The sequence below is a fragment of the Arthrobacter sp. IK3 genome (assembly GCF_051337705.1).
Lineage (GTDB): Bacteria > Actinomycetota > Actinomycetes > Actinomycetales > Micrococcaceae > Arthrobacter_B > Arthrobacter_B koreensis.
The window spans coordinates 106,558-132,530 of sequence record NZ_JBPPSW010000009.1; the positions used below are offsets into that span (position 1 = coordinate 106,558).

Below are 25,973 nucleotides of genomic sequence, written 5' to 3' on the forward strand. Positions count from 1 at the left end.
AAGTAAACATCTCCTAGCTAATGGTTCGCGGCGATGCGCAGCAAACGCCATCAAAAAGCCTACTAGGAAAGCGGGCACTGAAATTACCGAAGGGCCTCCAAACGGGCCTCAACCCACCCCGTAGCCGTAGAACCAGCGTTCAAAAACGCCGCGTGCCCGGCGGGTGATCCGGAGGTAGTCTTCCTCCAAAACAGCGCCCTGACCTGCGTCGTAGCCGCACCAGCGGGCAACGGCCTCCAATTCCCGGCGCGAAGATGGCAGCACATCCGGGTTCCTGCCGCCCCGAATCACATTTGCACAACGGATCCGGCTGGCCAGCAGCCAGCTCTCCCGCAGGACGGCCGTATCCTGCTCCGGAAGGAAGCCGGCCTCGGCCAGGGCATCCAGCGCAGGAAGGGTGGCCGTGGTGCGCAGGGCCGGGTATGCGTGCGCATGCTGGAGCTGCAGGAGCTGGACGAGCCACTCGACGTCGCTGAGCCCGCCGCGCCCCAGCTTGAGCTGCCGGGACGGATCCGCTCCGCGCGGCAGCCTTTCGGATTCAACCCGGGCCTTGATTCGGCGGATCTCCCGGACGTCGGACTCGGCGAAGTTCTCCGGATAGCGGATCGGATCGACCAGGGACAGGAAGTCTTCTCCCAGCCGGTCGTCTCCGGCCATCGGCCGGGCCCGCAGCAATGCCTGCGCTTCCCAGGCCAGCGACCACCGCTCGTAGTACCCGGCGTAGGAATCGAGGCTGCGCACCAGCGGCCCCTGCCGGCCTTCCGGCCGCAGGGCGGCGTCGAGCTCCAGGACCCGTTCAGCCTGGACGGCCGGACGGCACGGCTGCTGCAGCAGCGAGGAAACCAGCTGGACGATCTTCTCTGCCTGTCCCTGGGCCGCCTGCGCGTCGGCGCCGGGCAGCGGCCGGTGCACGTAGAGCACGTCGGCGTCGGATCCGTAGCCGATTTCGCGTCCGCCCTGCCGTCCCATGGCCACCACAAGTACGTCGGTGAGCTGTTCCTCCCCGGCGTAGACCTCGTTCTCAGCCACATGCAGCGTGCCGAGGACTGCGGCACGGTCATTGTCTGACAGGGCCCGGCCCACTTCTTCCTGGCTCAGCAGGCCAGCGCTGTCCGCCAGGGCGATACGCAGCATCTCCCGGCGGCGGATCAGCCGGATCAGCCGGACAGCTTCGGCGGGACGCGGATGCCGGGACATCTTGGCGCGCATTTCCTGCCAGAGCGAATCAAAGCTGGACGGCTGAAGGTCCTTGTCCGTTCCCAGCCAGGCAGTTGATTCGGGCGAAACCTCGAGCAGCTCACTGATGAACCGGGAGGACGTGAGGATCTGGCAGAGCCGCTCCCCCGCGGCCGAGGAGTCACGGATCATGCCCAGGAACCAGTGGCTGTCACCGAGGGATTCGCTGAGCCTGCGGAAGCCGAGCAGCCCGGCGTCTGGATCCACGCCGTCGCCCAGCCAGCCCAGCAGCACCGGGAGGAGCTGGCGCTGCAGGGCGGCCCGGCGGCTAATGCCGTTGGTCAGGGCCTCGATGTGCTTCATCGCGCCGCGCGGGTCGGCGTAGCCCAGGGCCGCGAGCCGGGCCTGGGCGGCCTCCGGGCTGAGCCGCACCTCGGCCTCGGAAAGGTTCGCTGCGGTAGCCAGCAGAGGTCGGTAGAAGATCGCCTCGTGCAGGCGCCGTACCAGCCGCTTGGTCCGCTGCCAGGTTTCCAGCAGCCGCTCGGCGCTGGGACGGACCAGCGCCAGCGCACCTGCCGAAGACTTCGACAGGGCGCGCAGGGCCGGCTCGGATTCGGGCATAAGGTGGGTCCGGCGCATGTGCACCATCTGGATCCGGTGCTCCAGGACCCGCAGGTAGCGGTATGCCGCGTCGAGGTCCGCCGCGTCGCCGCGGCCGATGTAGCCGCCCTCGCTCAGCGCTGCGATGGCGGCCGTGGTGGTGCGGACCCGCAGCGTCTCGTCGATCCTGCCGTGTACCAGCTGCAGCAGCTGCACGGTGAACTCGACGTCCCGCAGCCCGCCCTTGCCGAGCTTGATCTGCCGGTTCTCCTCGTGGGACGGAATGTGGTCCGTGACGCGGCGCCGCATTGCCTGGACGGACTCAACGAATCCGTCACGCTCCGAACTGGACCAGATCAGCGGGGCCACGGCATCTTCGTAGCGCCGTCCCAGCGCCGCGTCTCCGGCCACGGCACGGGCCTTGAGCAGGGCCTGGAACTCCCAGGTCTGCGCCCACCGCTGGTAGTAGTTCAGGTGGGAGTCCAGCGTACGGACCAGCGGACCGTCCTTGCCCTCAGGCCGCAGGTTGGCGTCAACCTCCCACAGGCCCGGTTCCGGGGCCGAGGCGTTGATGACCCGCGAGATTCCCGCCGCCATCGCGGTGCCGATCCGTCCGGCGAGGGACTCGTCCAGGTCCGGTGCGTCGATCACGTAGATGACGTCGACGTCGGAAATGTAGTTGAGCTCGCTTGCACCGCACTTACCCATGCCGATCACGGCCAGGCGCACCGCAGCGACGTCGGCCGCGTCAAACGCGCCCTCCGCCAGCTCGGCGCGGGACACCGCCAGCGCTGCCTCCAGGGCTGCCCCGGCCAGGTCTGCCAGTTCGCGCCCGACGGCGGGCATGGTGTCTTCCGGCGATGCAGCGCCCAGATCCCGGATCGCCAGGTCGAGAAGGTGGCGCCGGTACCTGGTGCGCAGCTGCACGTACGCTTCCGGGCCGGTCAGGCGGGCCACGGGATTCGGACCGGAGCCTGCCTGCACCGACTCCAGCAGCGAGGCACGCAGCGTGCGGGCGGGAACCTGGCCCGGTTCGGCACGCAGTCCGGTGTGGAAAAGCTCCGCATTCTCCGGGTGCCGCATGACGAATTCGGCAAGCGCCTCGGACGCCCCGAGCACCCGGAAAAGCGCTTCGCCTTCTTCCTGCTCCCCGGCAACCAGCTCGGCGAGGGAAGGAATCCGGTCGAGCAGCCGAACCAGGGACTGCAGCGCCATGTCAGGGTTCGCTGACCGGACGAACCCGGAGAAGAGCCGCTCCTGGTCCATCCCGGCGAGTTCCGGCGCGGCCAGGAACCGTTCGCTTTTCTCGAGGTCGGTGAATCCGGCGGCGATCAGGCGTCTGGTCAGGCTCATCGGCAATCGGCTTCCGTTAGAGGATGCTGAGGTTCTTCTTCAGCTCGAAGGCGGTGACCTGCTGGCGGTATTCATTCCAGTCGGCCCGCTTGTTGCGCAGGAAGTTCTCGAAGACCTGTTCGCCCAGGATCTCCGCGACCAGCTCCGAGTCCTCCATGACGCGGATGGCGTCATGGAGGCTGGAGGGAAGCGGTGCGTGCCCCATGGCGCGCCGCTCAGCAGCGCTCAGCGACTCGATGTCATCCTCGGCTCCCGGCGGCAGCTCGTAGCCTTCCTCGATGCCCTTCAGGCCGGCGCCCAGAAGGACGGCGTAGGAGAGGTAGGGATTGGCCGCCGAATCGATGCCGCGGTATTCGATCCGCGCAGACTGTCCCTTGCCCGGCTTGTACAGCGGCACGCGCAGCAGGGCAGAGCGGTTGTTGTGGCCCCAGGACAGGTAGCTGGGTGCCTCTCCCCCGCCCCAGAGCCGCTTGTAGGAGTTCACGAACTGGTTGGTCACGGCGGTGAACTCCGGCGCGTGGCGCAGGATTCCGGCCATGAACTGGCGTGCCGTGGCAGAGAGCTGGAACTCGGCGCCGGCCTCGAAGAAAGCATTGGTGTCGCCCTCGAACAGGGAGAAGTGCGTGTGCATGCCCGAGCCCGGGTGGTCGGAGAAAGGCTTCGGCATAAAGGTTGCGTAGCAGTCAGTCATCAGGGCGACTTCCTTGACCACGGTGCGGAACGTCATGATGTTGTCCGCGGTCTGCAGGGCGTCCGCGTAGCGCAGGTCGATTTCGTTCTGGCCGGGGCCCGCCTCATGGTGGCTGAACTCGACGGAGATGCCCACGGCTTCCAGCATTGACACCGCCGTGCGGCGGAAGTCCTGGGCCACGCCGCCGGGAACGTGGTCGAAGTAGCCGGCGCGGTCCACAGGGACCGGCTCGCCGTCGGGACCCGGCTGGTCCGACTTCAGCAGGTAGAACTCGATCTCCGGGTGGGTGTAGCAGGTGAAGCCCATGTCCGCGGCCTTCGCCAGCTGCCGCTTGAGCACGTAGCGGGGATCCGCAGCCGAAGGCTGGCCATCCGGGGTGAGGATGTCGCAGAACATCCGGGAGGTCTGCTCCTCGTCACCGCGCCACGGCAGGATCTGGAACGTGGAAGGGTCCGGCTGGGCCAGCATGTCCGACTCGAAGATCCGGGCCAGTCCCTCGATCGAGGAACCGTCAAAGCCAAGGCCCTCGTCGAACGCGCCTTCCACTTCCGCCGGTGCCAGGGCCACTGACTTCATCGAACCCACAACATCCGTGAACCACAGCCGCACGAACCGCACGTCGCGTTCTTCGATCGTACGCAGAACGAATTCCTGCTGGCGGTTCATGCTTAACCTCTTTCGCTGTACTTCGCTTTGGCGGTTCCGGATCGGGCGTCCTGCGGGCTCCCGACGGCAGCGTCCGGCCGATGGGGCCATGCTGCTGGGCAGGCTCGCTCGGCAGTGCGCGCAGCCTGCAATTACTCTACCCAGCCAACTGCCCTTTTACGGCCCAGGAGCGGGTGTGCCTTCCGCACATTACGCGCAGGACATAAAGCCGGTCCGGCCCGGCCGGCCCAACGTTTAGTAGTCTCGAAGAATGACCAGCGCTGAACAGCCCAAACCGTACGGCACCGAACAAAGCAAGGCACCGGTGCCGCCGCGGCGGGTACGCACCTCCTACCTCCAGCAGCTCAAGGACACCGGCGGCAGGTTCGCCATGCTCACGGCCTATGACCAGTACACCGCGCAGATCTTCGACGAGGCGGGCATTGAGACCCTCCTGATCGGTGACTCTGCGGCCAACAACGTGATGGGGCACGAAACAACGCTGCCCATCACGCTGGACGAGATGATCGTCTTCGCCAAATCGGTTTCCGCCGGTGCAAAGCGCGCACTGATTGTCTGCGACCTGCCATTTGGTTCCTACGAGGTGTCCCCGGCCCAGGCCATCGAGTCCTCGGTGCGGCTGATGAAGGAAGCCGGTGTGCAGGCCGTGAAGATGGAAGGCGGCGCGCACTACGCGGACCACGTCCGCGCCATGACGGCCGCCGGCATTCCGGTGATGGCGCACGTCGGCTTCACTCCGCAGAGCGAGCACGCACTGGGCGGCTACAAAGTGCAGGGACGCGGCGACGCGGCGCAGGCGGTAATTGACGATGCCACGGCCCTGGCCGACGCGGGCGCGTTCTGCGTGCTGATGGAAATGGTTCCTGCCGACGTCGCGGCAGCAGTTGACGCGGCCGTGCGCGTTCCGACCATTGGCATCGGCGCCGGAAACGCCACCACGGGTCAGGTTCTGGTGTGGCAGGACATGGCGGGGATGCGCGGGGGCAAGGCTCCCAGGTTCGTCAAGGCCTTTGCTGACGTTCGCTCGGTACTGTCGACCGCTGCCCGTGAATATGCGGACGAGGTTCGAAGCGGCACCTTCCCGGGCCCGGAGCACAGCTTCTAGCAGCTGCGGACGGGCGGCCGCAGCCGCCCGTCCGTCCGTTCAGGCCCTAGTCGTCGTCCTGCTTATCCCACGCCTCGTTGCGCGCCTGCACCTTCTGCAGCGCGGCAGCGGCCTCCTCGCGGGTCTGGTACGGCCCCAGCAGCTTCGTCCAGTCCGACTGCGGGCCCACCTCGACTTCATGGGTCTGTACGTTGAACCAGTACTCTGCCATTGGCCCTCCTCAGTCTCGGCCCCGGATCCCGTGCGGGCCTCCGGGGATGTTCAGCCAACGTCCCATGCAGGAGCACGTAACGCTGGCGATAAGATCGATAGTATGCCCCAGAATATTGCCACCGCACCCCTTGGCCGCCTGCAGCCGGGAACGGTCTCTCCCCGCCGGCACGTGCCGGCGTCGATAGCCCGCCCCGAATACGTGGACAGGGATGCACCCGCAAAATTCACCGGCTCGGAAGTGAAGTCCGCGGAAACCATCGAGAAGATCCGCGTCGCCAGCCGCATCGCGGCCCAGGCCATCGTTGAGGTCGGTACCCGCATTGAACCCGGCGTCACCACCGATGAGCTGGACCGGGTTGCCCATGAATTCCTGCTGGACCACAACGCCTACCCGTCCACACTGGGCTACCGGCACTTCCCCAAGTCAATCTGCACCTCCATCAACGAGGTCATCTGCCACGGCATCCCGGACAGCACCGTCATCCAGGACGGGGACATCGTCAACGTGGACATCACCGCGTACATCAACGGGGTGCACGGCGACACCAACTACACCTTCCTCGCCGGCAACGTGGACGAAGAGTCCCGGCTCCTGGTTGAACGCACCTCCGAATCGCTCCGGCGCGCCATCAAGGCGGTGATGCCCGGACGGGAAATCAACGTGATCGGCCGCGCCATCGAGTCATATGCCCGGCGCTTCGGCTACGGTGTGGTCCGTGACTTCACCGGACACGGTGTGGGAGAGGCCTTCCACACCGGGCTGATAATCCCGCATTACGACGCCGCACCGGCCTACAGCCGCCTCATCGAAACCGGAATGGTGTTTACCATTGAGCCTATGCTCACTCTCGGGACCATTGAGTGGGACATGTGGGAAGACAACTGGACCGTGGTCACGAAGGACCGCAAGCGAACCGCCCAGTTTGAACACACCCTGCTCGTCACCGATGACGGCGCCGAAATCCTGACCCTGCCCTAGGGCACCGCCTAGCACTGGAGAACCATGGCCAAGAAGCATAAGAACAAGCACGACGCCGTCATTGGCATCGACATCGGCGGCACGGGCATCAAGGGCGGCATTGTCGACCTCGCCAAGGGCAAGCTCATCGGTGAGCGCTTCCGCATCCCGACGCCGCAGCCTGCCACCCCGGAGGCCGTTGCCGGCGTCGTCGGCCAGATCGTCGCCGAACTCTCCGCCCGCCCGGACGGGCCGGGCCCTGAGGTTCCCGTTGGCGTAACCTTCCCGGCCATCATCCAGCACGGCGTGGCCCGTTCCGCGGCCAACGTGGACAAGAGCTGGGTGGACACCGACGTCGACGCCCTCCTGACCAAGGCGCTGAACCGCGAAGTGCAGGTCATGAACGACGCCGATGCCGCCGGCCTGGCTGAAGCACGCTACGGCGCAGGACGAGGCGTAGACGGCACGGTGCTGGTCATCACCCTCGGCACCGGGATCGGATCGGCACTGATCTCCAACGGCGCGCTGGTGCCCAACGCCGAACTGGGGCACCTGGAAGTCGACGGCGTTGACGCCGAAACCAAAGCGTCCGCCTCCGCACGCGAACGCGACGACATCAGCTGGGAAGAGTACGCCAAGCGCCTGCAGCGCTACTTCTCCCACGTCGAGTTCCTCTTCTCCCCCGACCTGTTCGTGATCGGCGGCGGCATCTCCAAGCGCAGCGAGGACTTCCTCCCCCTGCTGGACCTGCGCACCCCCATGGTCACGGCCAACCTGAAGAACAACGCGGGAATCGTCGGGGCCGCACTGCAGGCCGCCCTGCACTTCAAGTACATCAAGTAGCTCCTCCCCTCAATCGAGATCGCAGAAAGTGCCCGTTAGAACGTTCTAACGGGCACTTTCTGCTATGTCGATGAAGGGGGCGCCTACTGGGCGGTGAGCGGCCGCTGGGCGCCGGCCGGAACTCCGCCGGCGCGGGCGGACTCGGCGCGCAGCGCGGCGATCGCCGTTTCGAAGTCCTCCAGCGAGTCGAAGGACTGGTACACGCTGGCGAAGCGCAGGTACGCCACCTGGTCCAGCTTCTGCAGCGGCTGCAGGATGGCCAGCCCCACCTCGTGGGCCTGGATCTCCGCGACGCCGGATGCCCGGATGGTTTCCTCCACCTCCTGGGCGAGCAGGGCCAGGTCATCCTCGCTGACGGGACGGCCCTGGCAGGCTTTCCGTGCCCCGTTGATGACCTTGCTGCGGCTGAACGGCTCGGCCACGCCGGAGCGCTTGATGACGCTCAGGCTGGTTGTCTCCACGGTGCTGAACCGGCGTCCGCATTCGGGACACTGCCGGCGGCGGCGAATCGCGGACCCGTCGTCAGCCAGGCGGCTGTCCACAACCCGCGAATCGGCGTTGCGGCAATACGGACAGTACATTCATCGGTCCTTTCACACGCGGGCGGCGGGCTTGACGCCCTCATTCTAGGTCCCCGCTCCGCCGGCTCGCCGCCGGCCGGGCAGGGAGCTGCTATTCGGCGAAGCGGATGCTCACGGAGTCGCCGTGGGCCGGCAGGTCCTCCGCACGCGAGAGTGCGACGACGTGCCCGCTGACTTCCTCCAGGGCGTTCCGGCCGTAGTCGATCACCTGGATGGCGCGCATGAAGGTGGTGACGTTGAGTCCGGAGGAGAATGCCGACGTTCCGGCGGTGGGAAGCACATGGTTGGACCCGGAGCAGTAGTCTCCCAGGCTCACCGGGCTGTAGCTGCCCACGAAAATCGCCCCGGCATTCGTGACCCGTCCGGCCACTGCATTTGCGTCCGCGGTATGGATTTCAAGGTGCTCGGCACCGTAGGCATTGCAGACGGCAATGCCGTCCGCCAGCGAATCCACCAGGACGACGGCGGACTGCGCGCCGGCCAGTGCCGTGCGAACACGCTCGGTGTGCTTGGTGGCCGGGACCTGGACGTCCAGTTCGGTCCGGACCGCTTCAGCGAGTTCCGGTGAGTCCGTCACCAGCACGGACGCGGCATTGGGGTCGTGCTCGGCCTGGCTGATGAGATCCGCGGCCACGAACTTCGGTTCGGCTGCCGAATCGGCGAGGACCGCAATCTCGGTGGGTCCGGCTTCAGCATCAATGCCGACTACGCCTTTGACCAGGCGCTTGGCCGTTGCCACAAAGACGTTGCCGGGACCGGTGACCACGTCCACCGGTTCCAGCGCAGGGCCGGCTTCGCTTTCCTCGATGCCGTAGGCGAGGGCAGCGATCGCCTGGGCACCGCCCATGGCGTAGACCTCTTCAATACCCAGCAGCTCGGCTGCCGCGAGGATGGTGGGGTGGGGAAGGCCGCCGAATTCCTTCTGCGGCGGAGACGTCAGGGCGAGTGAAGCCACCCCCGCAGCCTGGGCCGGCACCACGTTCATGACAACGGAGGACGGGTATACGGCCAGTCCGCCCGGAACGTAGAGGCCTACCCGGTTGACCGGAACCCACCGGTGGGTGACCTTCGCGCCGTCCGCAATGTCCACCTCGACGTCGGCCGGGCGCTGGGCGGCCGCGAACATCCGGGCACGGCGGATCGATTCCTCGAGTCCGGAGCGGACGGCGGGGTCCAGGTTCTCCAGGGCCTCGATGAGTGCCTCGCGCGGAACCCGCGGATGGTCCTGGCGTACGCCGTCGAACTTTCCCGCCAGCTCCGACAGGGCGGCGAACCCGCGGGAGCGGACATCCGCGATGATGGCTGCAACCGCGTCGGAAGCCACGTCGGTAGTGGTTTCCGCCCGCGGCATCACTGTCTTCAGCTGCGCAGGAGTATGGGTCCTGCCGCGCAGGTCGATGGTACGCAGGGAGGCAAAGGGCTGGCCGGTTTGTTCAGCTGCGGAGAAAGTCACAGCCCCATTCTACCTAGGCATCCAGGCACGCCGGTCCCAGCAGCACCTTGAGGTCACCGAAGAGGGACGGCGTGGGGTTCACCCGAAGGTCCACGCCGAGTTTCATGACTTCGACAGTGCGGTTGCCGTTGAGCCGGATCTGTACCTCGGAGGTTCCGGGATGGGTCCGCAGCACGTCACCGAGCTGGGTCACTACGGTTTCGGTGGCCTTGTAGGTGGCCATCGAAATCACCACCGGACCGGAATGGCCCTCGCTGAGGTCCGGGACAGTCAGTTCCTGGGCGTTGAGCGTCACCGCGCCGTCATCGCGCCGCTGCAGGCGTCCGCGTACGACGACGATCAGGTCCTCTGCCAGCACGGCGGCGATGGGGCCGTAGACCTGGCCGAAGAACATGACTTCCATGGAACCGGCGAGGTCCTCAATCTCGCAGCGGGCGTAGGCGTTGCCGCTGTTCTTGGCGATGCGGCGCTGCAGCGAGGTGATCATGCCGGCGATGGTCACGATCGATCCGTCCGGCGGGCCTTCCTCGCTGACGATCGAGGTGATGGAGGAGTCCGCGTGCTGGCTGAGGATTCCTTCCAGGCCCTGGAGCGGGTGGTCGGAGACGTACAGGCCCAGCATGTCCCGTTCGAAGGACAGTTTGTCCTTCTTCTCCCACTCGGGGAGGTCCGGGATATCGATGGAGATTGAATCTTCCGGCTCGGACTCCCCCATGCCCGCGAACAGGTCGAACTGGCCGACTGCCTCGTTGCGTTTGAGCACCACCACGGAGTCGATGGCTTCTTCGTGGATCATGGCCAGCGGACGCCGGGCGTGGCCCATCGAGTCGAAGGCGCCGGCCTTGATCAGCGATTCGATGGTGCGCTTGTTGCAGACAACGGCAGGAACCTTCATCAGGAAATCCTTGAAGTTGGTGTAAGCGCCCTTTTCCTCCCGGGCACCCACCATCGCCTGGACCACGTTGGTGCCAACGTTGCGGATGGCGCCCATGCCAAAGCGGATGTCCTTGCCCACCGGGGTGAAGTTCACCGAGGACTCGTTGACGTCCGGCGGCAGCACCGTAATGCCCATCTTGCGGCATTCGTTCAGGTACATGGCCAGCTTGTCCTTGTCATCACCCACGGAAGTGAGCAGGGCTGCCATGTATTCGGTGGGATAGTGCGCCTTCAGGAACGCGGTCCAGTAGGAGACCAGTCCGTACGCGGCGGAGTGTGCCTTGTTGAAGGCGTAGTCGGAGAACGGGAGCAGGATGTCCCAGAGGGCCTTGATGGCAGCCTCCGAGTATCCGCGCTCCACCATGCCGCCGTGGAAGCCTGCGTACTGCTTGTCCAGCTCGGACTTCTTCTTCTTGCCCATGGCACGGCGGAGGATGTCTGCCTGGCCGAGCGAGAAGCCGGCCACCTTCTGGGCGATCGCCATTACCTGTTCCTGGTAGACGATCAGGCCATAGGTCGTGTCCAGGATCTCCTTGAGCGGTTCTTCCAGCTCGGGGTGGATCGGAGTGATCTCCTGGACGCCGGTCTTGCGCAGGGCGTAGTTGGTGTGCGAGTTCGCGCCCATGGGGCCTGGCCGGTACAGCGCGATAACAGCGGAAATGTCTTCGAAGTTATCCGGGCGCATCAGTTTCAGCAGGGACCGCATGGGCCCGCCGTCGAGCTGGAACACGCCCAGGGTGTCACCGCGGGCCAGGAGTTCGTAGGACTCCTTGTCATCGAGCTCCAGCTTCTCAAGGTCGAGGTCTACGTCCTTGTTGAGCTTTATGTTCTCAATCGCGTCCGAAATGATGGTCAGGTTCCGCAGGCCGAGGAAGTCCATCTTGATCAGGCCGAGGCCTTCGCAGGTCGGGTAGTCGAACTGCGTGATGATCTGGCCGTCCTGCTCCCGCTTCATGATCGGGATGATGTCGATCAGCGGATGCGACGACATGATGACGCCGGCGGCGTGCACGCCCCACTGGCGCTTCAGCCCTTCCAGTCCGATCGCGGTTTCAAAGACGCGCTGGGAATCCGGATCGGTGGCCAGCAGCTCGCGCAGCTCTTCGGCTTCGCCGTAGCGCTTGGCTTCCTTGTTGTGGACGTCGGTCAGGGAGATGCCCTTGCCCATGACGTCCGGCGGCATTGCCTTGGTGAGGCGTTCACCGACGGAGAAGGGGTAGCCCATGACGCGGGAGGAGTCCTTCAGCGCCTGCTTGGCCTTGATGGTGCCGTAGGTGACGATCATGGACACCCGGTCCGCGCCGTACTTCTCGGTGACGTAGTGGATCACCTCGGAGCGGCGCCGATCATCGAAGTCGACGTCGAAGTCAGGCATTGACACACGGTCCGGGTTGAGGAACCGTTCGAAGATCAGACCGTGCGCCAGGGGATTCAGGTCGGTGATGCGCATGGCGTACGCGACCATCGAACCTGCACCGGAGCCACGGCCCGGACCCACGCGGATGCCGTTGTTCTTGGCCCAGTTGATGAAGTCGGCAACCACCAGGAAATAGCCCGGGAAGCCCATCTGGGTGATGATGCCGATTTCGTATTCCGCCTGCTTGCGGACGTCGTCCGGGATGCCGTTCGGGAAACGGTACTGCAGCCCGGTTTCGACTTCCTTGACGAACCAGGATTCCTCGTTCTCCCCCGGCGGGCAGGGGAAGCGCGGCATGTAGCTGGCTTTGGTGTTGAACTCGACGTCGCAGCGCTCGGCAATAAGCAGGGTGTTGTCGCAGGCGTCGGGGTAGTCGCGGAACATGGCCCGCATTTCCGCCGGGGACTTGAGGTAGAACTCGTCGGCGTCGAACTTGAACCGCTTGGGGTCGGCAAGGGTGGAACCGGACTGCACGCACAGCAGCGCGGCGTGCGCCTTGGCGTCCTCGGCGTGCGTGTAGTGGAGGTCATTGGTGGCTACCAGCGGCAGGTCCAGTTCGCGTGCCAGCTTGATCAGGTCAGCCTGGACGCTGCGCTCGATGTCCAGCCCGTGGTCCATGAGTTCACAGAAGAAGTTTTCCTTGCCGAAGATGTCCCGGAAGTCCGACGCCGCCTGCTTGGCTTCGTTGTAGAGTCCCAGGCGCAGCTTCGTCTGCACTTCGCCGGACGGACAGCCGGTGGTGGCGATCAGGCCCTTGCCGTAGGTCTGCAGCAGGTCCCGGTCCATGCGCGGCTTGTAGAGGTACCCTTCCAGCGAGGCCAGCGAAGACATCCGGAAGAGGTTGTGCATGCCTTCCGTGCTCTCGGCCCACATGGTCATGTGGGTGTAGGCACCGGCACCCGAGACGTCGTCGCGTCCGCCGCCGCCCCACTTCACACGGGTCTTGTCCTGACGGGCGGTGCCCGGCGTCAGGTAGGCCTCGACGCCGATGATCGGCTTGATGCCGGAGTTCCGTGCCTTGTTCCAAAAGTCGAACGCACCGAAGACGAACCCATGGTCCGTGGTGGCCAGGGCATTCATGCCCAGCTCATCGGCGTGGCTGAACAGGTCGGTCAGGCGCGCTGCCCCGTCCAGCATCGAGTATTCGGTGTGATTGTGAAGGTGGACAAACGATTTAGACGTACCAGTTGCTGAAGCCACCTAACCATTCTAGGCGCCGCCGAAGACTCAGATATCTCCGCGGGCCAGCGCGTCGAGTGCGTACTGCAGGTCCTGGGGGTAGTCGGAGGTGTACTCGACCCATTCCCCGGTGCCGGGATGGGTGAAACCAAGCTTCCGGGCATGCAGCCATTGCCGGGTCAGTCCCAGCTCCGCTGCCAAACGCGGGTCCGCGCCATAGGTCAGGTCCCCGGCGCACGGATGGCGCAGGGCGGAGAAGTGCACGCGGATCTGGTGGGTCCGGCCCGTCTCCAGGTGGACTTCCACCAGGGAGGCACGGCCGAAGGCCTCCAGCACCTTGTAGTGCGTCACGGAGTTCCGGCCCTCATCGACGACGGCGAACCGCCAGTCGTGCCCCGGGTGGCGGCCGATCGGGGCATCGATGGTGCCCTCCAGCGGGTCCGGCAGGCCCTGGACCAGCGCGTGGTATTCCTTTTCCACGGTGCGGTCGCGGAAGGCCTGCTTCAGGAGGGTGTAGGCATGTTCAGTCTTGGCGACCACCATGACGCCGGAGGTTCCGACGTCGAGCCGGTGGACAATGCCCTGCCGCTCCCCCGCCCCGGAGGTGGAGATCCGGTAGCCTGCGGCAGCCAGAGCGCCCACGACGGTGGGCCCAACCCAGCCGGGAGAGGGATGGGCGGCCACGCCAACCGGCTTGTCAATCACCACGAAGTGCTCGTCGTCGCCAAGGATCCTGAGATCCTCTACAGGCTCAACGACGACGGCCAGCGGGTCCGGCTGTTCAGGGACGTCCGCGGCCACGCTGTCACCGGCATGCAGCCGGTCAGACTTTGCCAGCGGCCGTCCGCCCCGGGTAAGCCAGCCCTCGGCACACCAGCCGGCGGCGGTGGAGCGGGAGACATCCAGCAGTTCGGCCAGAGCGGCGTCTGCACGGACCCCCTGGTGTTCCTCCCCGATGGTGAAGCGTTCATGGATTTCAGGCATCAGTGCTGTCCTTGCCTGCGGATGCACGGGTTCCGTCCATGTTGATGCCGCGAAGAGTCAGCAGGCACACCAGGATGACGCCCGAGACAACGCAGGAATCCGCGATGTTGAAGATGGCAAAGTTGGGGAAAGCGATGAAGTCCACCACGTGGCCCTGGCCGAATGAGGGTTCCCGGAACAGCCGGTCGGTGAGGTTCCCCACGGCCCCGCCAAGCACGAGTCCCAGGGCGACGGACCAGGCGGCAGAACGCAGCCTGAACATCAGGTAGATGAGGAAGCCGGATACCAGGACCATGATGATGGTGAAGATCCAGGTGTAGTCGGTCCCGATGGAGAACGCCGCTCCGGGGTTCCGAATGAAGTGCCAGCGCAGCAGGGGCGGCAGGACGTCCGTGACCTGTCCCTCGGTCATCGTGGCAACTACCCAGATCTTGGTGAGCTGGTCAAAAACCCAGGCGGCGAATGCGACGAGCGCCATGACCAGGGCATAGCGCGTCAGGGCTGCTTTGGGCCGCGCGGGCGGCTGGGGCTGGGGGGCTGGAGCCGAGCTTGAATCAGTCATGGTGCTTTCGGGAGTCGGACGGAACAGTTGCCGGGAATGGCCGGTTCTGAACAGGCGGTGCAACAGCATGGGCCGGTGGCCGGGAGATCCCGGCCACCGGCCCATGTCTCTGTCACCAGTCTAATCCTGATTCATATCCGTCCAGGCGGAAACGACTAGCTGTACGCGCTTTAAGCGTCCGCGGTCTCCGAGGCTACCGAGCCGCGGGAGTCGAGGTCACGCAGCTGGCCTTCGATGTACGCCTTGAGGCGGGAGCGGTAATCCCGCTCGAAGCCGCGCAGCTGCTCCACCTTGCGCTCCAGCAGTGCTTTCTGCTGTTCGAGGGAGCTGAGAATCTTGCGGCTCTTCTCCTGTGCTTCGGTGACCAGTCCGCTGGCTTCGATCTGTGCCTCGGCAATGATCTTGTCGCGCTGCTCAACGCCGGCGCTGACGTAATCGTCGTGCATCTTCTGGGCCATGGCCAGGATGCCTGCGGCGGACTCGGCCGTGTTGGCGGAGGCGGCGGGCTCGGCGGCGCGGGGAGCTTCGGCCTTGGGCTCTTCGGCCTTCGGTGCCGGAGCCGGCTCGGGCTTCTTCTCTTCCTTGACAGGCTGGGACACCTGCTCGGTCTTTGCAGCCGCAGAAACCGGGGCGGGAACCTGGTTGCCAGCAGGAGCGTCAGCCACTGCCTCGGCGAGCTGCCGGCGCAGGTCCTCGTTCTCGGCATTCAGCCGGCGGAGTTCCACGACGATTTCGTCGAGGAAGTCATCCACCTCATCCTGGTCGTAGCCTTCACGGAACTTAGTCGGCTGGAACCGCTTATTGACTACATCTTCTGGCGTCAGGGCCATCTGGTCACCTCATACTGGTTATCAGGCCGGCCTGCCCTTGGGCAGTGAGCCTAGTTACAGAATCTAGAACATAAAATCAGGGATCATTTCAATATAATTTTCACATTATATCTTTTGCGAACCGATATCGAACCAACGCCTCGCCTGCCTAGCGAACGGCTGCTGCCCACACGATCTGCATGGCAATGCTTACCACGATGAACAGCAGCAGGAACGCCAGGTCAAGGGAGATCCCTCCCAGGCGCAGCGGCGGAATAATCCGCCTCAATGCCCGGATGGGAGGGTCCGTAGCCCCGTAAACCGCGGTAGCCAGGACCAGTGCGGCCCCCTTGGGACGCCACTGACGGGCAAACATCTGCACCGCGTCATAAACGATGCGCAGGATCAGGGCGAGCTGAAAGAGCATCAGCACCAGGTACAGCAGGGCAAAAATAATACTCACGCGTGTTGTCGTTTCCGCCGTAGGAGAACGGCTGCCCGCTCCGCCCCGGAGGGGCGGCGGCTAGCTCTGGTTGAAGAAAGTGGACTGGGACTCGCTGACCTTCTTGTCATCCCCCAGCACCTCGACGTAGGACGGCGAGAGCAGGAAGACCTTGTTGGTCACCCGTTCGATGGTACCGCGCAACCCGAACACAAGTCCCGCGGAGAAGTCCACGAGGCGCTTGGCGTCCGCTTCTCCCATGTCGGTGACGTTCATGATGACCGGAATCCCGTCGCGGAAACTCTCGCCGATGATCTTGGCGTCATTGTAGGAACGGGGATGGACAGTAGTGATTTGCCGCAAACCTGCCACGTCTTCCTTTGCCGATGAGGGGGCACGCTTGATGGGAGTTACCGGAGCACGGTATTCCTCCGCCGCGGTCTTGCGCTCGGGCTGGGACGGCGCTGCCGGCTCGCGGTCCTGCCGCTCGTTTTCCGGTGCCCGTTCCTCTTCCCTGGCGGGTGCCTCGCGGACAGGCTTCTGCTCGTCCTCGTAAAGCTCATCGCCATCGGCGAGCCCAAGGTAGATCATCGTCCTGCGCATTGCGCCAGCCATGGTTGCTCCTTCAGTCCTTCAGCGTCCCGCGTTATCCAGTGGTACCCAGTGATTTTGCAGTGTTACCCCTGCCGTCTTTGACGCTACCCCACAGCGGGGCGGGGACCGAGAACATCCGAGCCAATCCGCAGGTGTGTCGCGCCGTGCGCCACTGCGGCTTCGAGGTCCTGGCTCATGCCGGCGGAGATACCCGCAGCCTGCGGATAGCGGGCCGTGAGATCGGCGGAGAGTTCCTGGAGGCGCCCAAAGGCCTCTGCCGGATCCCCGCCGAGCGGCGCAACGGCCATGAGTCCGGCAAGGGACAGCCCGGGATCTGCTGAGACCGCCGCAGCGAGCTCCAGCATGTCCGCGGGGCGGGCCCCGCCGCGGCCGGGCTCGAGGTCCTCCCCGGCGCGCAGATCGAGCTGCAGGTAGCAGTCCAGCGGCGCCCTTTCCGGCTCTCCCGCTTCGGTGCGCCGGCGGTTCTCGGCGGCCATTGCCTTGCCCAGTGCCGCCACAAGCCCGGGCCGGTCCACGGAGTGCACAGCGGAGGCGTACCGGACCACTGATTTGGCCTTATTGGTCTGCAGCTGCCCAATGAAGTGCCAGCGCAGATCTGATCCAGCCAGCTCTGCGGCCTTGGCCTCGGCTTCCTGGGCCTTGTTCTCGCCCACGTCCCGCACTCCGAGCCCCGCCAGCAGGGCGACGTCGGAAGCCGGAAAGTACTTCGTGACAACGATGAGTTCCGGTTCAGTGCGGCCTAGGGCCGCTGCGGCGATGCGGTGCCGGACCCGCTCGAGGCGGCGCTGCAGGTCTGCTGCACGGTCAGTGGTGGTGCTCATTGCTTCCTCGATGGTGCTGTATTCCGTTGGGCCGGGCCGGGTCACCGGGGCTGCCAGATGAGTCCGGCGAACCGGCCCGTGGGGGCATCCCGGCGGTGGGAGAAGAGCCGCGGTTCTTCCATGGTGCATCCGGGGACCATCTGGACGGATACATCCTGCGACAGCAGCTGGTTGCGGGCTGCTGCAGGCAGGTCCAGCGCCGGTGTCCCCCAGCTGGTCCTGGAAGACGCGCCGGGAAGGTGGGCTGCCTGTCCGAGCATTTCTTCCGGAACCTCGTAGCATTTGCCGCACACCGCGGGGCCGATCCACGCCTGGATTCCGGTGGCGCCGGCGTCGCGGAGGGCAGTGACCGTATGTGTCAGGATGCCGTCCAGCAGGCCGCGCCGGCCCGCGTGTGCTGCCGCACTGACCGCGCCGTCCGGCCCCATCCCGGCAAAAACCACCGGCAGGCAGTCGGCTACCATAACGGCCAGCGGGGCGGAGCCGTCCGGGCTGAGGAGTGCATCCGCCACCGGGACCTCCCCTGCCGCGGGAAGGCCATGCACCAGGGCCACGTCTGCTGAGTGGACCTGTTCCATGAACCGCAGCGACTCCGGCTGCACGTCCATCCGCTGTTCCAGCAGGGACCTGCGCCGGCGCACTTCGGCGGGATCATCCCCGACATGCAGCGCGAGGTTGCCCGCCGATGTATCGGTGAAAGCTACACGGAACCCCGCAGGGCCCTGCCCTTCCCACCAAAACATACGATCAGACAACCCCGCGCCCGTACTGGTCTTACTTGAGGAAATCAGGAACGTCCAGGTCGTCCTGGCGCCCCGCGCTGAGGTCGGGCTCCACCACGGCGGGCAGGTCGACGTCGAACCCGGCATCGGCAGGTACGGTCTGCGGGCGCTGGGCCCAGGCCGAGTTCCCCGTGCCGGCAGCAGCGGCAGCTGCGGCCGGAGAGGTGAGCGGCTGCTCAGCAGGCTTGGCCGAAGCGGGCTGCGAGGTGACATCCACCTGGTCGAAGCCGGCGGCGATCACGGTCACGCGGGCCTCATCTCCCAGCGCATCGTCAATGACGGCGCCGAAGATGATGTTGGCCTCCGGGTGGGCGACTTCCTGCACCAGGCGCGCGGCTTCGTTGATCTCGAACAGGCCGAGGTCGGAGCCGCCCTGGATGGACAGCAGGACGCCGTGTGCACCGTCAATGGAGGCTTCGAGCAGCGGGGAGGCGATAGCCAGCTCGGCTGCCTTCACTGCTCGGTCCTCGCCGCGGGCGGAACCAATGCCCATCAGTGCGGAGCCTGCGCCCTGCATCACGGACTTCACGTCGGCGAAGTCGAGGTTGATCAGGCCGGGGGTGGTGATCAGGTCGGTGATGCCCTGAACACCGGACAGCAGCACCTGGTCCGCGGAACGGAAGGCGTCCAGCATCGAGACGTTGCGGTCGCTGATCGACAGCAGGCGGTCGTTCGGGATGACGATCAGGGTATCGACTTCGTCCCGCAGGGTATCGATGCCGGATTCAGCCTGGTTGGAGCGGCGGCGGCCTTCGAAGGTGAAGGGACGCGTCACCACGCCGATGGTCAGGGCGCCGAGGGAACGGGCGATCCGGGCCACGACGGGTGCACCGCCGGTGCCGGTGCCGCCGCCCTCGCCTGCGGTCACGAAGACCATGTCCGCTCCGCGCAGCACCTCTTCGATTTCCTCGGCGTGGTCCTCTGCAGCCTTGCGGCCCACCTCGGGATCGGCTCCGGCGCCCAGGCCGCGGGTCAGTTCACGTCCGACGTCAAGCTTCACGTCGGCGTCGCTCATCAGCAGCGCCTGGGCATCTGTATTGATGGCAATGAATTCGACTCCGCGGAGTCCGACGTCGATCATTCGGTTTACGGCATTCACGCCGCCGCCGCCGATGCCGACGACCTTGATGACGGCCAAGTAATTCTGCGGTGCTGCCACGTCCTGTGTCCCTTGTTCGAATCTGTGCAACTGATCAATGCGGCCGGGTCTGCCCCGGCCAAAACCTTCAACCGAACAACCTTAACCCTCGACTTGAGGGTTATAGTTATGTCAAGTACTGCTCTAACCACGACGCTATGGGGCGCCGGATGCTTCCGCAATTACCGTTCCGCGCGTGTCGGTCAGAAACTTCACGGGTGTTTTGCGGCTCGAAGCTCACCGGGTCACCGGCCGGTTCGGGGTGCTCACATCAAACACCGAAACCGGCGGGTCAGCTGGAGGCATCAGCAGCAGGGCCTCAAGTGCCCTGGCCTTCGCCGCGTTCGCATCCGCGCTTCCCCAGAATACCGTCTGCCCGCCGGTGAGCTTGAGCTCCACCGAGTCCACCGTCTGCGCCGATGCGTGGTCCAGCATTCCCAGCACCTTCGGCGGAAGGGCGGCCAGCACCGCGGTAACCGTCGGGAAGACGGAACTATTGACCGCTTCCGTGCCGCCGTCAATCAGCGGCAGTGCTGCCTGGCCCCTCTCCCCCACGGACTTGAGCTGGCGGCCCTGCTCATCGATGAGCAGGAACTCGCTGCCGTTCTGCAGCACTGCCACCGGAACCCGTTCGGTGACCGTGACCACCAGGTCCGACGGCGGCACAGCGGTCACCTTCACCGACTCGACCTCCGGCCGGTCTCGCAGCAGTGCTCCCGCGTCGGAGTCCGAGATGAGGGCCAGCGGGGTGCCCAGCAGCGGAGACAGTGCGGCTTCGGCTTCCTGCGTGGCCAGCAGTGTATTGCCTTCCACCCGGAGGTTCTTCAGGGCCAGCGCCGGTGAGAAAAACACCACGAAGAACAGCGCCGCAAGCAGCACTGCAGCAATTCCCGAGCCCACCAGGACGTATCGCCGGCGCCGGCGGGCGGGTGGTTCGGGGAAAGCCAGGACGCTGGCCTCGGGCTGCCCGGCAGTCCCGTCCGGCTCCGTTCCTCCGTCCGTGCCGGAAAGCCCGGGCTCGTCGAAGGCATCCCGTGTCGCGGAGATGACGGTGTCCGGATGTCCCGAGGCACCCGGACGGATCTCGTGAATCTGTGCGTCCCGCGCGCCGAGGACTTCAACCTTGGCGGAATTGGCTGCGCTGCGCGCTGGCTGGGCACGGTCGGGGTGCGTGCCCGGGCTGGATACGCGGGGTCCGGTGGCTGCCGCCGGCGAACGGCGGGGTTTCCTACCCGGCATCCGGGCCGCTCCCCCCGGAATCGTGGCTTCCCAGGGCCGCTACCAGCGCGGATCCGTACTGGGTCACGTCGCCGGCGCCAACCGTCAGCACGATGTCCCCGGAGACCGCCCGGCCGGCAATCTCCCGGACGGCGGTGCCGGCGTCGGAGGCCACGGCGGATGGCGTCTTCAGGCGTGCGGTGATCAGTTCCGAGGTGACACCCGGAATAGGGTCCTCCCGGGCGGGATAGATGGGCAGGACGGTGACCGAATCTGCCAGATCGAGTGCCTGTGCGAACTCGGCCGCGAAGTTGCGGGTCCGGCTGAACAGGTGCGGCTGGAAAAGGACATGGACGGCATGGCTGCCGGCAACGGCCCGCGCTGCCTGCAGGGCCGCCGCCACCTCGGTCGGGTGGTGGGCATAGTCATCGAAGACGCGCACTCCGCGGGCCTCGCCCTTGGGTTCGAAGCGGCGCGCCGCTCCAGAGAAGGTACCCAGGCCGCGTGCGGCCGCATCCGGGTCAACCCCCAGGGCCAGCGCGACGGTGAAGGCGGCAGCGGCGTTGAGCACGTTGTGCCGGCCCGGCACCTGCAGCTCCAGCCGTTGCTCGCGGTCCCGGTGGTCGTGGCGGAAGTGCAGCGTGCTGGCGCTCCGGCGCCCATCCGACTCGGTCCCTGAGATGCGGACGTCCGCGTCCGCGGAGTACCCGTAGGTGCGAACCGGTGATCCCACGTTCCGCGCCAGCAGGTCACGCACGCCGGGATCATCCGCGCAGGCAACCAGGACGCCGTCTTCGGGCAGCAGTTCAACAAAACGGTCAAAGGAGGCAAAGACCGCCTCGGCTGTGCCGTAGTGGTCCAGGTGGTCCGCCTCGACGTTGGTTATGACGGAAATGCGGGGTGAGTAGTTCAGGAACGAACCGTCCGACTCGTCGGCTTCGGCAACGAACATCTGCCCCGAACCGGCAGCAGCGTTGACGCCGAGTGCCGCGACATCGCCGCCGATGGCAAAGGAAGGATCAAGTCCGGCTTCGCGGAGCAGGACGGTGATCATCGCCGTCGTCGTGGTCTTGCCGTGCGTACCGGCGACGGCAACCACCTCCCGGCCCTCCATTGCGGCAGCCAGTGCCTCGGAACGGTGGAGGACACGGATGCCGGCGGCTTCGGCTGCCGCGAGCTCGGGGTTGTCGGCACGGATGGCCGTGGAAACAACCACGGTGCGCGCACCGGCGATGTTGGCTGCGTCATGGCCCACATGCACGTCGGCTCCCAGTGCCTCAAGGGCACGCAGGCCGGCGGAGTCGCGGGCATCCGATCCGGAAACCCGAACGCCGCGTCCGAGCATGACACGGGCGACGGCGGACATGCCGGCTCCGCCGAGGCCAATGAAGTGGACCCGGCCAAGGTCTTCAAGCATCGGGGTGCTCATGAGTCTTTCCGTTCCGCTGCCTCAACAATGAGCTCAGCCATTCGGGTGTCCGCGTCGCGGATGCCGCGTGCGGCGGATGCCTCCGCCATGGTCTTCAGCGCCTGGGGATCCTTCAGCAGCGGAATAATGTTCTCCCTGATCCACTCGGGGGTGAACTGCGAGTCCCGCACCAGCAGTGCGCCGCCGGCATCGACCAGCCCGGCCGCGTTCAGCGCCTGTTCGCCGTTCCCGTGCGGCAGCGGAACCAGCACGGCCGGAAGGCCGACGGCGGAGATTTCGCTGACCGTTCCGGCGCCGGAGCGGGCCAGCAACAGGTCCGCGGCGGCGTAGGCCAGTTCCATGCCGTCTACGTATTCGACCTGACGGTACAGCGGGGCGGTCAGGGCCTTGCCCTCGGCATCTGCGGCCGCCTTTCCGCGGCCGGTGACGTGAAGGGTCTGGATGCCTGCGGCGGCCAGTTCGGGGAGGGCGGCGGTGACAGCGGCGTTGATGCTCGCAGCACCGGAGGAACCTCCAGTCACTACCAGCGTGGGCAGGTCCTGTTCCAGCCCCAGCGCCGCACGGGCATCATGCCGGGCCGCATCGCGGTCAAGTCCGGAGATTTCCCGGCGCATGGGCATGCCCACCCAGCGGGCACCTGCAAGTTTGGTCTCTTCAAAGGCGACTCCCACGACCGCCGCGTTCTTGGCCCCCACCCGGTTGGCCAGCCCCGGACGGGCGTTGGCCTCATGCACCACCACGGGGATCCGGCGCTTACGGGCGGCCAGGTACACGGGAGTGGACACGTAACCTCCCACGCCCAGAACGACGTCGGCCGCTGCGGCGTCCAGGATCTCCCCTGCCTGCCGCACCGCGCGGGCCAGACGCGCGGGAAGGCGAGCGAGGTCGCCACTGGGCCGGCGGGGCATGGGGACGCGGTCGATGACGGCCAGCTCATAGCCCGCTGCCGGAACCAGCCGGGTTTCCATGCCCGCGGAAGTGCCCACCACTTTGATGCGGGCATCGGGCCGCAGCTGTCTCACGGCGTTCGCTATGGCAAGCAGCGGGCTGATGTGCCCTGCTGTGCCGCCGCCGGCGAGGACTACTGAAAGTGGGGACTGCGTCATGGAGCTGCTGGTTCTCTCTCGGGGATAGTGCGTGCAAAGGACAAAAGGACTCCGACTGCGGCGAGGGTGAACGTCAGGGACGAACCGCCGTAGGAGATGAAGGGCAGCGGGACGCCGATCACGGGAAGCAGCCCGGTCACCATCGCGATGTTCACGGCGGCCTGGCCAATGATCCAGACGAGGATGCAGCCGCAGACAATGCGGATGAACGGCTGCGTGTGGCGCATGGTCACCCGGACCGTGGCCACTGCAAGGATACCGAACAGCACCAGCACCACCAGGGTGCCGAGGAGTCCGAACTCTTCGCCGATGATGGCAAAGATGAAGTCATTGTGGGCTTCCGGGATCCAGTTCCATTTCTGCCGGCTCTGGCCGATGCCGACGCCGAACCAGCCGCCCGAGGCCAGGGCGTACATCCCGGCATTGGCCTGGTCACAGAGGCCTGCCGAACAATCCAGCTGCAGCCAGGCACTGATGCGGCTGGTCCGGTTGCCGCTGGCAATCGAGGAAACGATCGCGGCTGCGCCGGCAGCCAGGCTGAGCAGCCCGAGCAGTTTCAGCCGGGCACCGGCGAAGAACAGCGCCGCGAGCATGATCAGGCCCATGATGATCACCGTGCCGAGGTCATGCCCCAGCAGCACCAGGCCGATCAGCAGGCCGCCGCCCGGCAGGACCGGAATCAGGGCATGCTTCCAGTCGGCTATGAGGGGCCCCTTGCGGGAGAGCACGGCGGCGAACCAGACCGCCATGGCAAGCTTCGCAGCTTCGGAGGGCTGGCCCGTGACCGGGCCGAACGCCAGCCAGTTCTTGTTGCCGTTGACTTCCACGCCGATGAAGAGCACCAGGACCAGCAGGAGGGCTGCGGCGCCGAGTGCGAGCCACGCGATGGCCCGGTAGAAGCGCGGACCAAACCGCGAGAGTCCGAGCATCAGCACGATGCCGATGGCGGCAAACATCAGCTGCTTGATGAAGAGATCGAACTCGGTGGCGGCTTCGGCGTCCCCCGCGGCGGCGGCGATGGCCTCAACGGAAGACGCGGATAGCACCATCATGAGCCCGATAGCCGTCAGCGCGAGCGTGGTGCCCAGGATCATGTAGTAGCTGGATCCGGTCGCCTTGGAGCCGCTGCCCTCAAGCAGGACCATGAAGGCCGTAAACCGTTCCCCAAGCCGCAGGCCCCGTTTCTTCGGCGGGACCGCTCCGGCACCTGAACCGGCGGGCGCACTTCCGGCGGCGCCGGCTCGGCCGGCTGTACCGGCGGGTCCTGCAGCCGAGGGGCCGGGCCGTGTGCCTGCCGGGCGCCGTCGCGCCGTCGGCTTGCGGCCCTTGCCCGTGGACGTGGTCACCATCTACGGCTCCTTGGTGGTCTGCGCCTGCCCTTCCACGTATCCGCGGACAGCTTCAATGAAGGCCTCGCCCCGGTGGGCGTAGGAGCGGAACTGGTCCATGGACGCCGAGGCCGGTGCCATGAGGACCGTGTCCCCTGCCTGTGCCGCGCCGGCCGCTGCGGCCACGGCCTGGACCATGACGGCTTCGCCGGTGGGCGTTCCTTCCTCTCCAGTGTCCGCCTGCCGGGCTTCAATTACCGGCACATCGGAAGCGTGTCGGACCAATGCGGCACGAAGCTGCGATGAATCGGAACCGATGAGCACTACGGCACGCAGGCGGTTGGCGTTGGCGGCGACCAGCTCGTCGTAGGTGACGCCCTTGGACAGCCCGCCGGCAATCCAGACGACGCTCCCGAAGGCGGCCAGCGAGGCAGCCGCAGCATGCGGGTTGGTGGCCTTGGAGTCATTGACCCAGAGGATGTCATTGAGCTTGGCCACCGGTTCAATCCGGTGCCCGCCCGGGGCATAGTTCCGCAGCCCGTCGCGCACCGCAACCGGTTCGACGCCGAAGGCACGCACCAGTGCCGCGGCGGCGAGGGCGTCAGCGGCGAGGTGGCGCGGCGCGCTGTCGCCCAGATCGTCCAGGGACGCCAGTTCGGCGGCGGCATTGCGGCGTTCCTCGATGAAGGCGCGGTCCACCAGGAGCCCTTCGACTATTCCCACCATGCTGATCGCCGGAGTGCCGGTGGTGAAGCCCACCGCACGGCATCCCTCCACCACGTCCGCGTCTTCGACCATGCGCTCGGTCTCGGCCTGTTCAGCGTTGTAGATGCAGGCAACCTGGGTGTTGGCGTAAACCTTCGCCTTGTCCGACCGGTAGGCGTCATAGCTGCCGTGCCAGTCCACGTGGTCTTCTGCGATGTTCAGGCAGACGCTGGCCAGCGGCGACACCGTATGGGTCCAGTGCAGCTGGAAACTTGAGAGTTCGACGGCGATCGCGTCCCAGCCCTGCGGGTCGCGGATGGCGTCCAGGATCGGTGTGCCCACGTTGCCTGCGGCAATGGCCCGGAGTCCGGCTGCGCGCAGCATGGACTCGGTCATGCCCACCGTGGTGGTCTTGCCGTTGGTGCCGGTAATGGCCAGCCAGGGAGCCGTGGGGCGGCCCTCGCGGATGCGCACCCGCCAGGCCAGCTCAACGTCGCCCCAGATCGGAATCCCGGCGTCCGCGGCTGCCGCGAGGACGGGATGCGTGGGCCGGAGCCCGGGTGAGGTGACCACGAGTTCGGGCTGTTCGCCGTCGACCGTCGAGAGCCCGTCCATGGCTCCGGCACCCAGGCGGACATCCGCGGCGCCGACGATCTTCAGCGTGTCTGCCTTGCCCCTGTTTTCCTCGGAGTCGGCGCCGTCCACGACGACCACGCGGGCACCAAGCTCAATCAGGGTGTCCGCTGCCGAGAACCCGGACAGGCCGATTCCCGCTACCAGGACCCGCAGGCCCTTCCAATTGGAGTCCCACGTGGTCAGGCTGTCCAGCCGGGGATTCGAAGCGTTCGATGCGGAGGCGATGC

Annotated in this window: 22 protein-coding genes; 3 read left to right on the top strand and 19 right to left on the bottom strand. The window is 66.2% G+C overall.

Features of this window, described 5'->3' with window-relative positions:
• Window positions 1–108 precede the first annotated feature (108 nt).
• Both ACSLGO_RS13160 and ACSLGO_RS13165 read right to left on the bottom strand, forming a co-directional pair.
• Window positions 109–3,129 (bottom strand): bifunctional [glutamine synthetase] adenylyltransferase/[glutamine synthetase]-adenylyl-L-tyrosine phosphorylase, encoded by a 3,021-nt coding sequence (locus ACSLGO_RS13160; protein WP_436401271.1) that lies wholly within the window; start codon window positions 3,127–3,129, stop codon window positions 109–111.
• Between the two features lie 16 nt (window positions 3,130–3,145).
• The gene (locus ACSLGO_RS13165) at window positions 3,146–4,486 is read right to left on the bottom strand and encodes a glutamine synthetase family protein (protein ID WP_325786461.1); all 1,341 of its coding nucleotides are present in this window, start codon (window positions 4,484–4,486) and stop codon (window positions 3,146–3,148) included.
• 250 nt (window positions 4,487–4,736) lie between these two features.
• Here ACSLGO_RS13165 and panB point away from each other — a divergent pair, with 250 nt between their 5' ends.
• Window positions 4,737–5,591 carry a 3-methyl-2-oxobutanoate hydroxymethyltransferase gene (gene panB / locus ACSLGO_RS13170; protein ID WP_152274297.1) on the top strand — a complete coding sequence of 285 codons (855 nt, stop codon included), beginning with the start codon at window positions 4,737–4,739 and terminating at the stop codon, window positions 5,589–5,591.
• Window positions 5,592–5,637: 46 nt separating this feature from the next.
• On the opposite strand, the gene ACSLGO_RS13175 is transcribed toward panB, so the two are convergent.
• On the bottom strand, window positions 5,638–5,802 hold the full coding sequence (locus tag ACSLGO_RS13175; RefSeq protein ID WP_141653674.1) for an SPOR domain-containing protein: 165 nt from the start codon (window positions 5,800–5,802) through the stop codon (window positions 5,638–5,640).
• 102 nt (window positions 5,803–5,904) lie between these two features.
• On the opposite strand from ACSLGO_RS13175, the gene map reads away from it, so the two are divergent.
• Window positions 5,905–6,783: a type I methionyl aminopeptidase gene (gene map / locus ACSLGO_RS13180; RefSeq protein ID WP_263128792.1), complete on the top strand. Its 879-nt coding sequence runs from the start codon at window positions 5,905–5,907 to the stop codon at window positions 6,781–6,783.
• A 24-nt stretch (window positions 6,784–6,807) separates the two neighbouring features.
• Entirely contained in the window at window positions 6,808–7,605 is a 798-nt protein-coding gene (gene ppgK / locus ACSLGO_RS13185) for a polyphosphate--glucose phosphotransferase (protein WP_091605615.1), read from the top strand.
• A gap of 83 nt (window positions 7,606–7,688) precedes the next feature.
• Here ppgK and nrdR read toward each other — a convergent pair whose 3' ends face one another.
• From nrdR to murD, 16 genes are all read right to left on the bottom strand, one after another.
• Window positions 7,689–8,186 carry a transcriptional regulator NrdR gene (gene nrdR / locus ACSLGO_RS13190; protein WP_091605618.1) on the bottom strand — a complete coding sequence of 166 codons (498 nt, stop codon included), beginning with the start codon at window positions 8,184–8,186 and terminating at the stop codon, window positions 7,689–7,691.
• A 91-nt stretch (window positions 8,187–8,277) separates the two neighbouring features.
• Entirely contained in the window at window positions 8,278–9,639 is a 1,362-nt protein-coding gene (hisD, locus tag ACSLGO_RS13195) for a histidinol dehydrogenase (protein ID WP_436401272.1), read from the bottom strand.
• Between the two features lie 13 nt (window positions 9,640–9,652).
• The gene (gene dnaE, locus ACSLGO_RS13200; RefSeq protein ID WP_152274295.1) at window positions 9,653–13,192 is read right to left on the bottom strand and encodes a DNA polymerase III subunit alpha; all 3,540 of its coding nucleotides are present in this window, start codon (window positions 13,190–13,192) and stop codon (window positions 9,653–9,655) included.
• Window positions 13,193–13,219: 27 nt separating this feature from the next.
• On the bottom strand, window positions 13,220–14,155 hold the full coding sequence (locus tag ACSLGO_RS13205; RefSeq protein ID WP_263128791.1) for an RluA family pseudouridine synthase: 936 nt from the start codon (window positions 14,153–14,155) through the stop codon (window positions 13,220–13,222).
• A complete protein-coding gene (gene lspA / locus ACSLGO_RS13210; protein ID WP_263128790.1) occupies window positions 14,148–14,717 on the bottom strand; it encodes a signal peptidase II in 570 nt (189 codons plus the stop codon). Before lspA ends, ACSLGO_RS13205 begins: the two co-directional genes overlap by 8 nt.
• A gap of 170 nt (window positions 14,718–14,887) precedes the next feature.
• Window positions 14,888–15,547 carry a DivIVA domain-containing protein gene (locus tag ACSLGO_RS13215; protein ID WP_091605626.1) on the bottom strand — a complete coding sequence of 220 codons (660 nt, stop codon included), beginning with the start codon at window positions 15,545–15,547 and terminating at the stop codon, window positions 14,888–14,890.
• Between the two features lie 148 nt (window positions 15,548–15,695).
• Window positions 15,696–15,989, bottom strand: a complete 294-nt coding sequence (locus ACSLGO_RS13220) for a YggT family protein (RefSeq protein ID WP_091605629.1) — start codon at window positions 15,987–15,989, stop codon at window positions 15,696–15,698.
• Window positions 15,990–16,049: 60 nt separating this feature from the next.
• Window positions 16,050–16,583: a cell division protein SepF gene (locus ACSLGO_RS13225; protein ID WP_436401273.1), complete on the bottom strand. Its 534-nt coding sequence runs from the start codon at window positions 16,581–16,583 to the stop codon at window positions 16,050–16,052.
• Between the two features lie 83 nt (window positions 16,584–16,666).
• Window positions 16,667–17,404: a YggS family pyridoxal phosphate-dependent enzyme gene (locus tag ACSLGO_RS13230; RefSeq protein WP_091605635.1), complete on the bottom strand. Its 738-nt coding sequence runs from the start codon at window positions 17,402–17,404 to the stop codon at window positions 16,667–16,669.
• A gap of 41 nt (window positions 17,405–17,445) precedes the next feature.
• Window positions 17,446–18,147 (bottom strand): polyphenol oxidase family protein, encoded by a 702-nt coding sequence (locus ACSLGO_RS13235; RefSeq protein ID WP_091605638.1) that lies wholly within the window; start codon window positions 18,145–18,147, stop codon window positions 17,446–17,448.
• A gap of 31 nt (window positions 18,148–18,178) precedes the next feature.
• On the bottom strand, window positions 18,179–19,345 hold the full coding sequence (gene ftsZ / locus ACSLGO_RS13240; RefSeq protein WP_091605641.1) for a cell division protein FtsZ: 1,167 nt from the start codon (window positions 19,343–19,345) through the stop codon (window positions 18,179–18,181).
• A 216-nt stretch (window positions 19,346–19,561) separates the two neighbouring features.
• Window positions 19,562–20,563: a cell division protein FtsQ/DivIB gene (locus tag ACSLGO_RS13245; protein WP_436401274.1), complete on the bottom strand. Its 1,002-nt coding sequence runs from the start codon at window positions 20,561–20,563 to the stop codon at window positions 19,562–19,564.
• Window positions 20,553–21,971, bottom strand: a complete 1,419-nt coding sequence (gene murC, locus ACSLGO_RS13250; RefSeq protein WP_277664769.1) for a UDP-N-acetylmuramate--L-alanine ligase — start codon at window positions 21,969–21,971, stop codon at window positions 20,553–20,555. Before murC ends, ACSLGO_RS13245 begins: the two co-directional genes overlap by 11 nt.
• Complete coding sequence (murG, locus tag ACSLGO_RS13255) at window positions 21,968–23,077, bottom strand: undecaprenyldiphospho-muramoylpentapeptide beta-N-acetylglucosaminyltransferase (protein ID WP_436401275.1); 1,110 nt, start codon at window positions 23,075–23,077, stop codon at window positions 21,968–21,970. The genes murC and murG overlap by 4 nt, the downstream gene beginning before the upstream one ends.
• Entirely contained in the window at window positions 23,074–24,426 is a 1,353-nt protein-coding gene (ftsW, locus tag ACSLGO_RS13260) for a putative lipid II flippase FtsW (protein WP_091605653.1), read from the bottom strand. The genes murG and ftsW overlap by 4 nt, the downstream gene beginning before the upstream one ends.
• Window positions 24,427–25,971: a UDP-N-acetylmuramoyl-L-alanine--D-glutamate ligase gene (murD, locus tag ACSLGO_RS13265; RefSeq protein ID WP_436401288.1), complete on the bottom strand. Its 1,545-nt coding sequence runs from the start codon at window positions 25,969–25,971 to the stop codon at window positions 24,427–24,429.
• Between the last annotated feature and the right edge of the window lie 2 nt (window positions 25,972–25,973).

Bases quoted from the DNA above. Each gene is read 5' to 3' on its own strand.
- ACSLGO_RS13160 (WP_436401271.1), bottom strand. From the start codon at position 3,129: ATGAGCCTGACCAGACGCCTGATCGCCGCCGGATTCACCGACCTCGAG.
- ACSLGO_RS13165 (WP_325786461.1), bottom strand. From the start codon at position 4,486: ATGAACCGCCAGCAGGAATTCGTTCTGCGTACGATCGAAGAACGCGAC.
- panB (WP_152274297.1), top strand. From the start codon at position 4,737: ATGACCAGCGCTGAACAGCCCAAACCGTACGGCACCGAACAAAGCAAG.
- ACSLGO_RS13175 (WP_141653674.1), bottom strand. From the start codon at position 5,802: ATGGCAGAGTACTGGTTCAACGTACAGACCCATGAAGTCGAGGTGGGC.
- map (WP_263128792.1), top strand. From the start codon at position 5,905: ATGCCCCAGAATATTGCCACCGCACCCCTTGGCCGCCTGCAGCCGGGA.
- ppgK (WP_091605615.1), top strand. From the start codon at position 6,808: ATGGCCAAGAAGCATAAGAACAAGCACGACGCCGTCATTGGCATCGAC.
- nrdR (WP_091605618.1), bottom strand. From the start codon at position 8,186: ATGTACTGTCCGTATTGCCGCAACGCCGATTCGCGGGTTGTGGACAGC.
- ACSLGO_RS13205 (WP_263128791.1), bottom strand. From the start codon at position 14,155: ATGCCTGAAATCCATGAACGCTTCACCATCGGGGAGGAACACCAGGGG.
- lspA (WP_263128790.1), bottom strand. From the start codon at position 14,717: ATGACTGATTCAAGCTCGGCTCCAGCCCCCCAGCCCCAGCCGCCCGCG.
- ACSLGO_RS13215 (WP_091605626.1), bottom strand. From the start codon at position 15,547: ATGGCCCTGACGCCAGAAGATGTAGTCAATAAGCGGTTCCAGCCGACT.
- ACSLGO_RS13225 (WP_436401273.1), bottom strand. From the start codon at position 16,583: ATGGCTGGCGCAATGCGCAGGACGATGATCTACCTTGGGCTCGCCGAT.
- ACSLGO_RS13230 (WP_091605635.1), bottom strand. From the start codon at position 17,404: ATGAGCACCACCACTGACCGTGCAGCAGACCTGCAGCGCCGCCTCGAG.
- ACSLGO_RS13235 (WP_091605638.1), bottom strand. From the start codon at position 18,147: ATGTTTTGGTGGGAAGGGCAGGGCCCTGCGGGGTTCCGTGTAGCTTTC.
- ACSLGO_RS13245 (WP_436401274.1), bottom strand. From the start codon at position 20,563: ATGCCGGGTAGGAAACCCCGCCGTTCGCCGGCGGCAGCCACCGGACCC.
- murC (WP_277664769.1), bottom strand. From the start codon at position 21,971: ATGAGCACCCCGATGCTTGAAGACCTTGGCCGGGTCCACTTCATTGGC.
- murG (WP_436401275.1), bottom strand. From the start codon at position 23,077: ATGACGCAGTCCCCACTTTCAGTAGTCCTCGCCGGCGGCGGCACAGCA.
- ftsW (WP_091605653.1), bottom strand. From the start codon at position 24,426: ATGGTGACCACGTCCACGGGCAAGGGCCGCAAGCCGACGGCGCGACGG.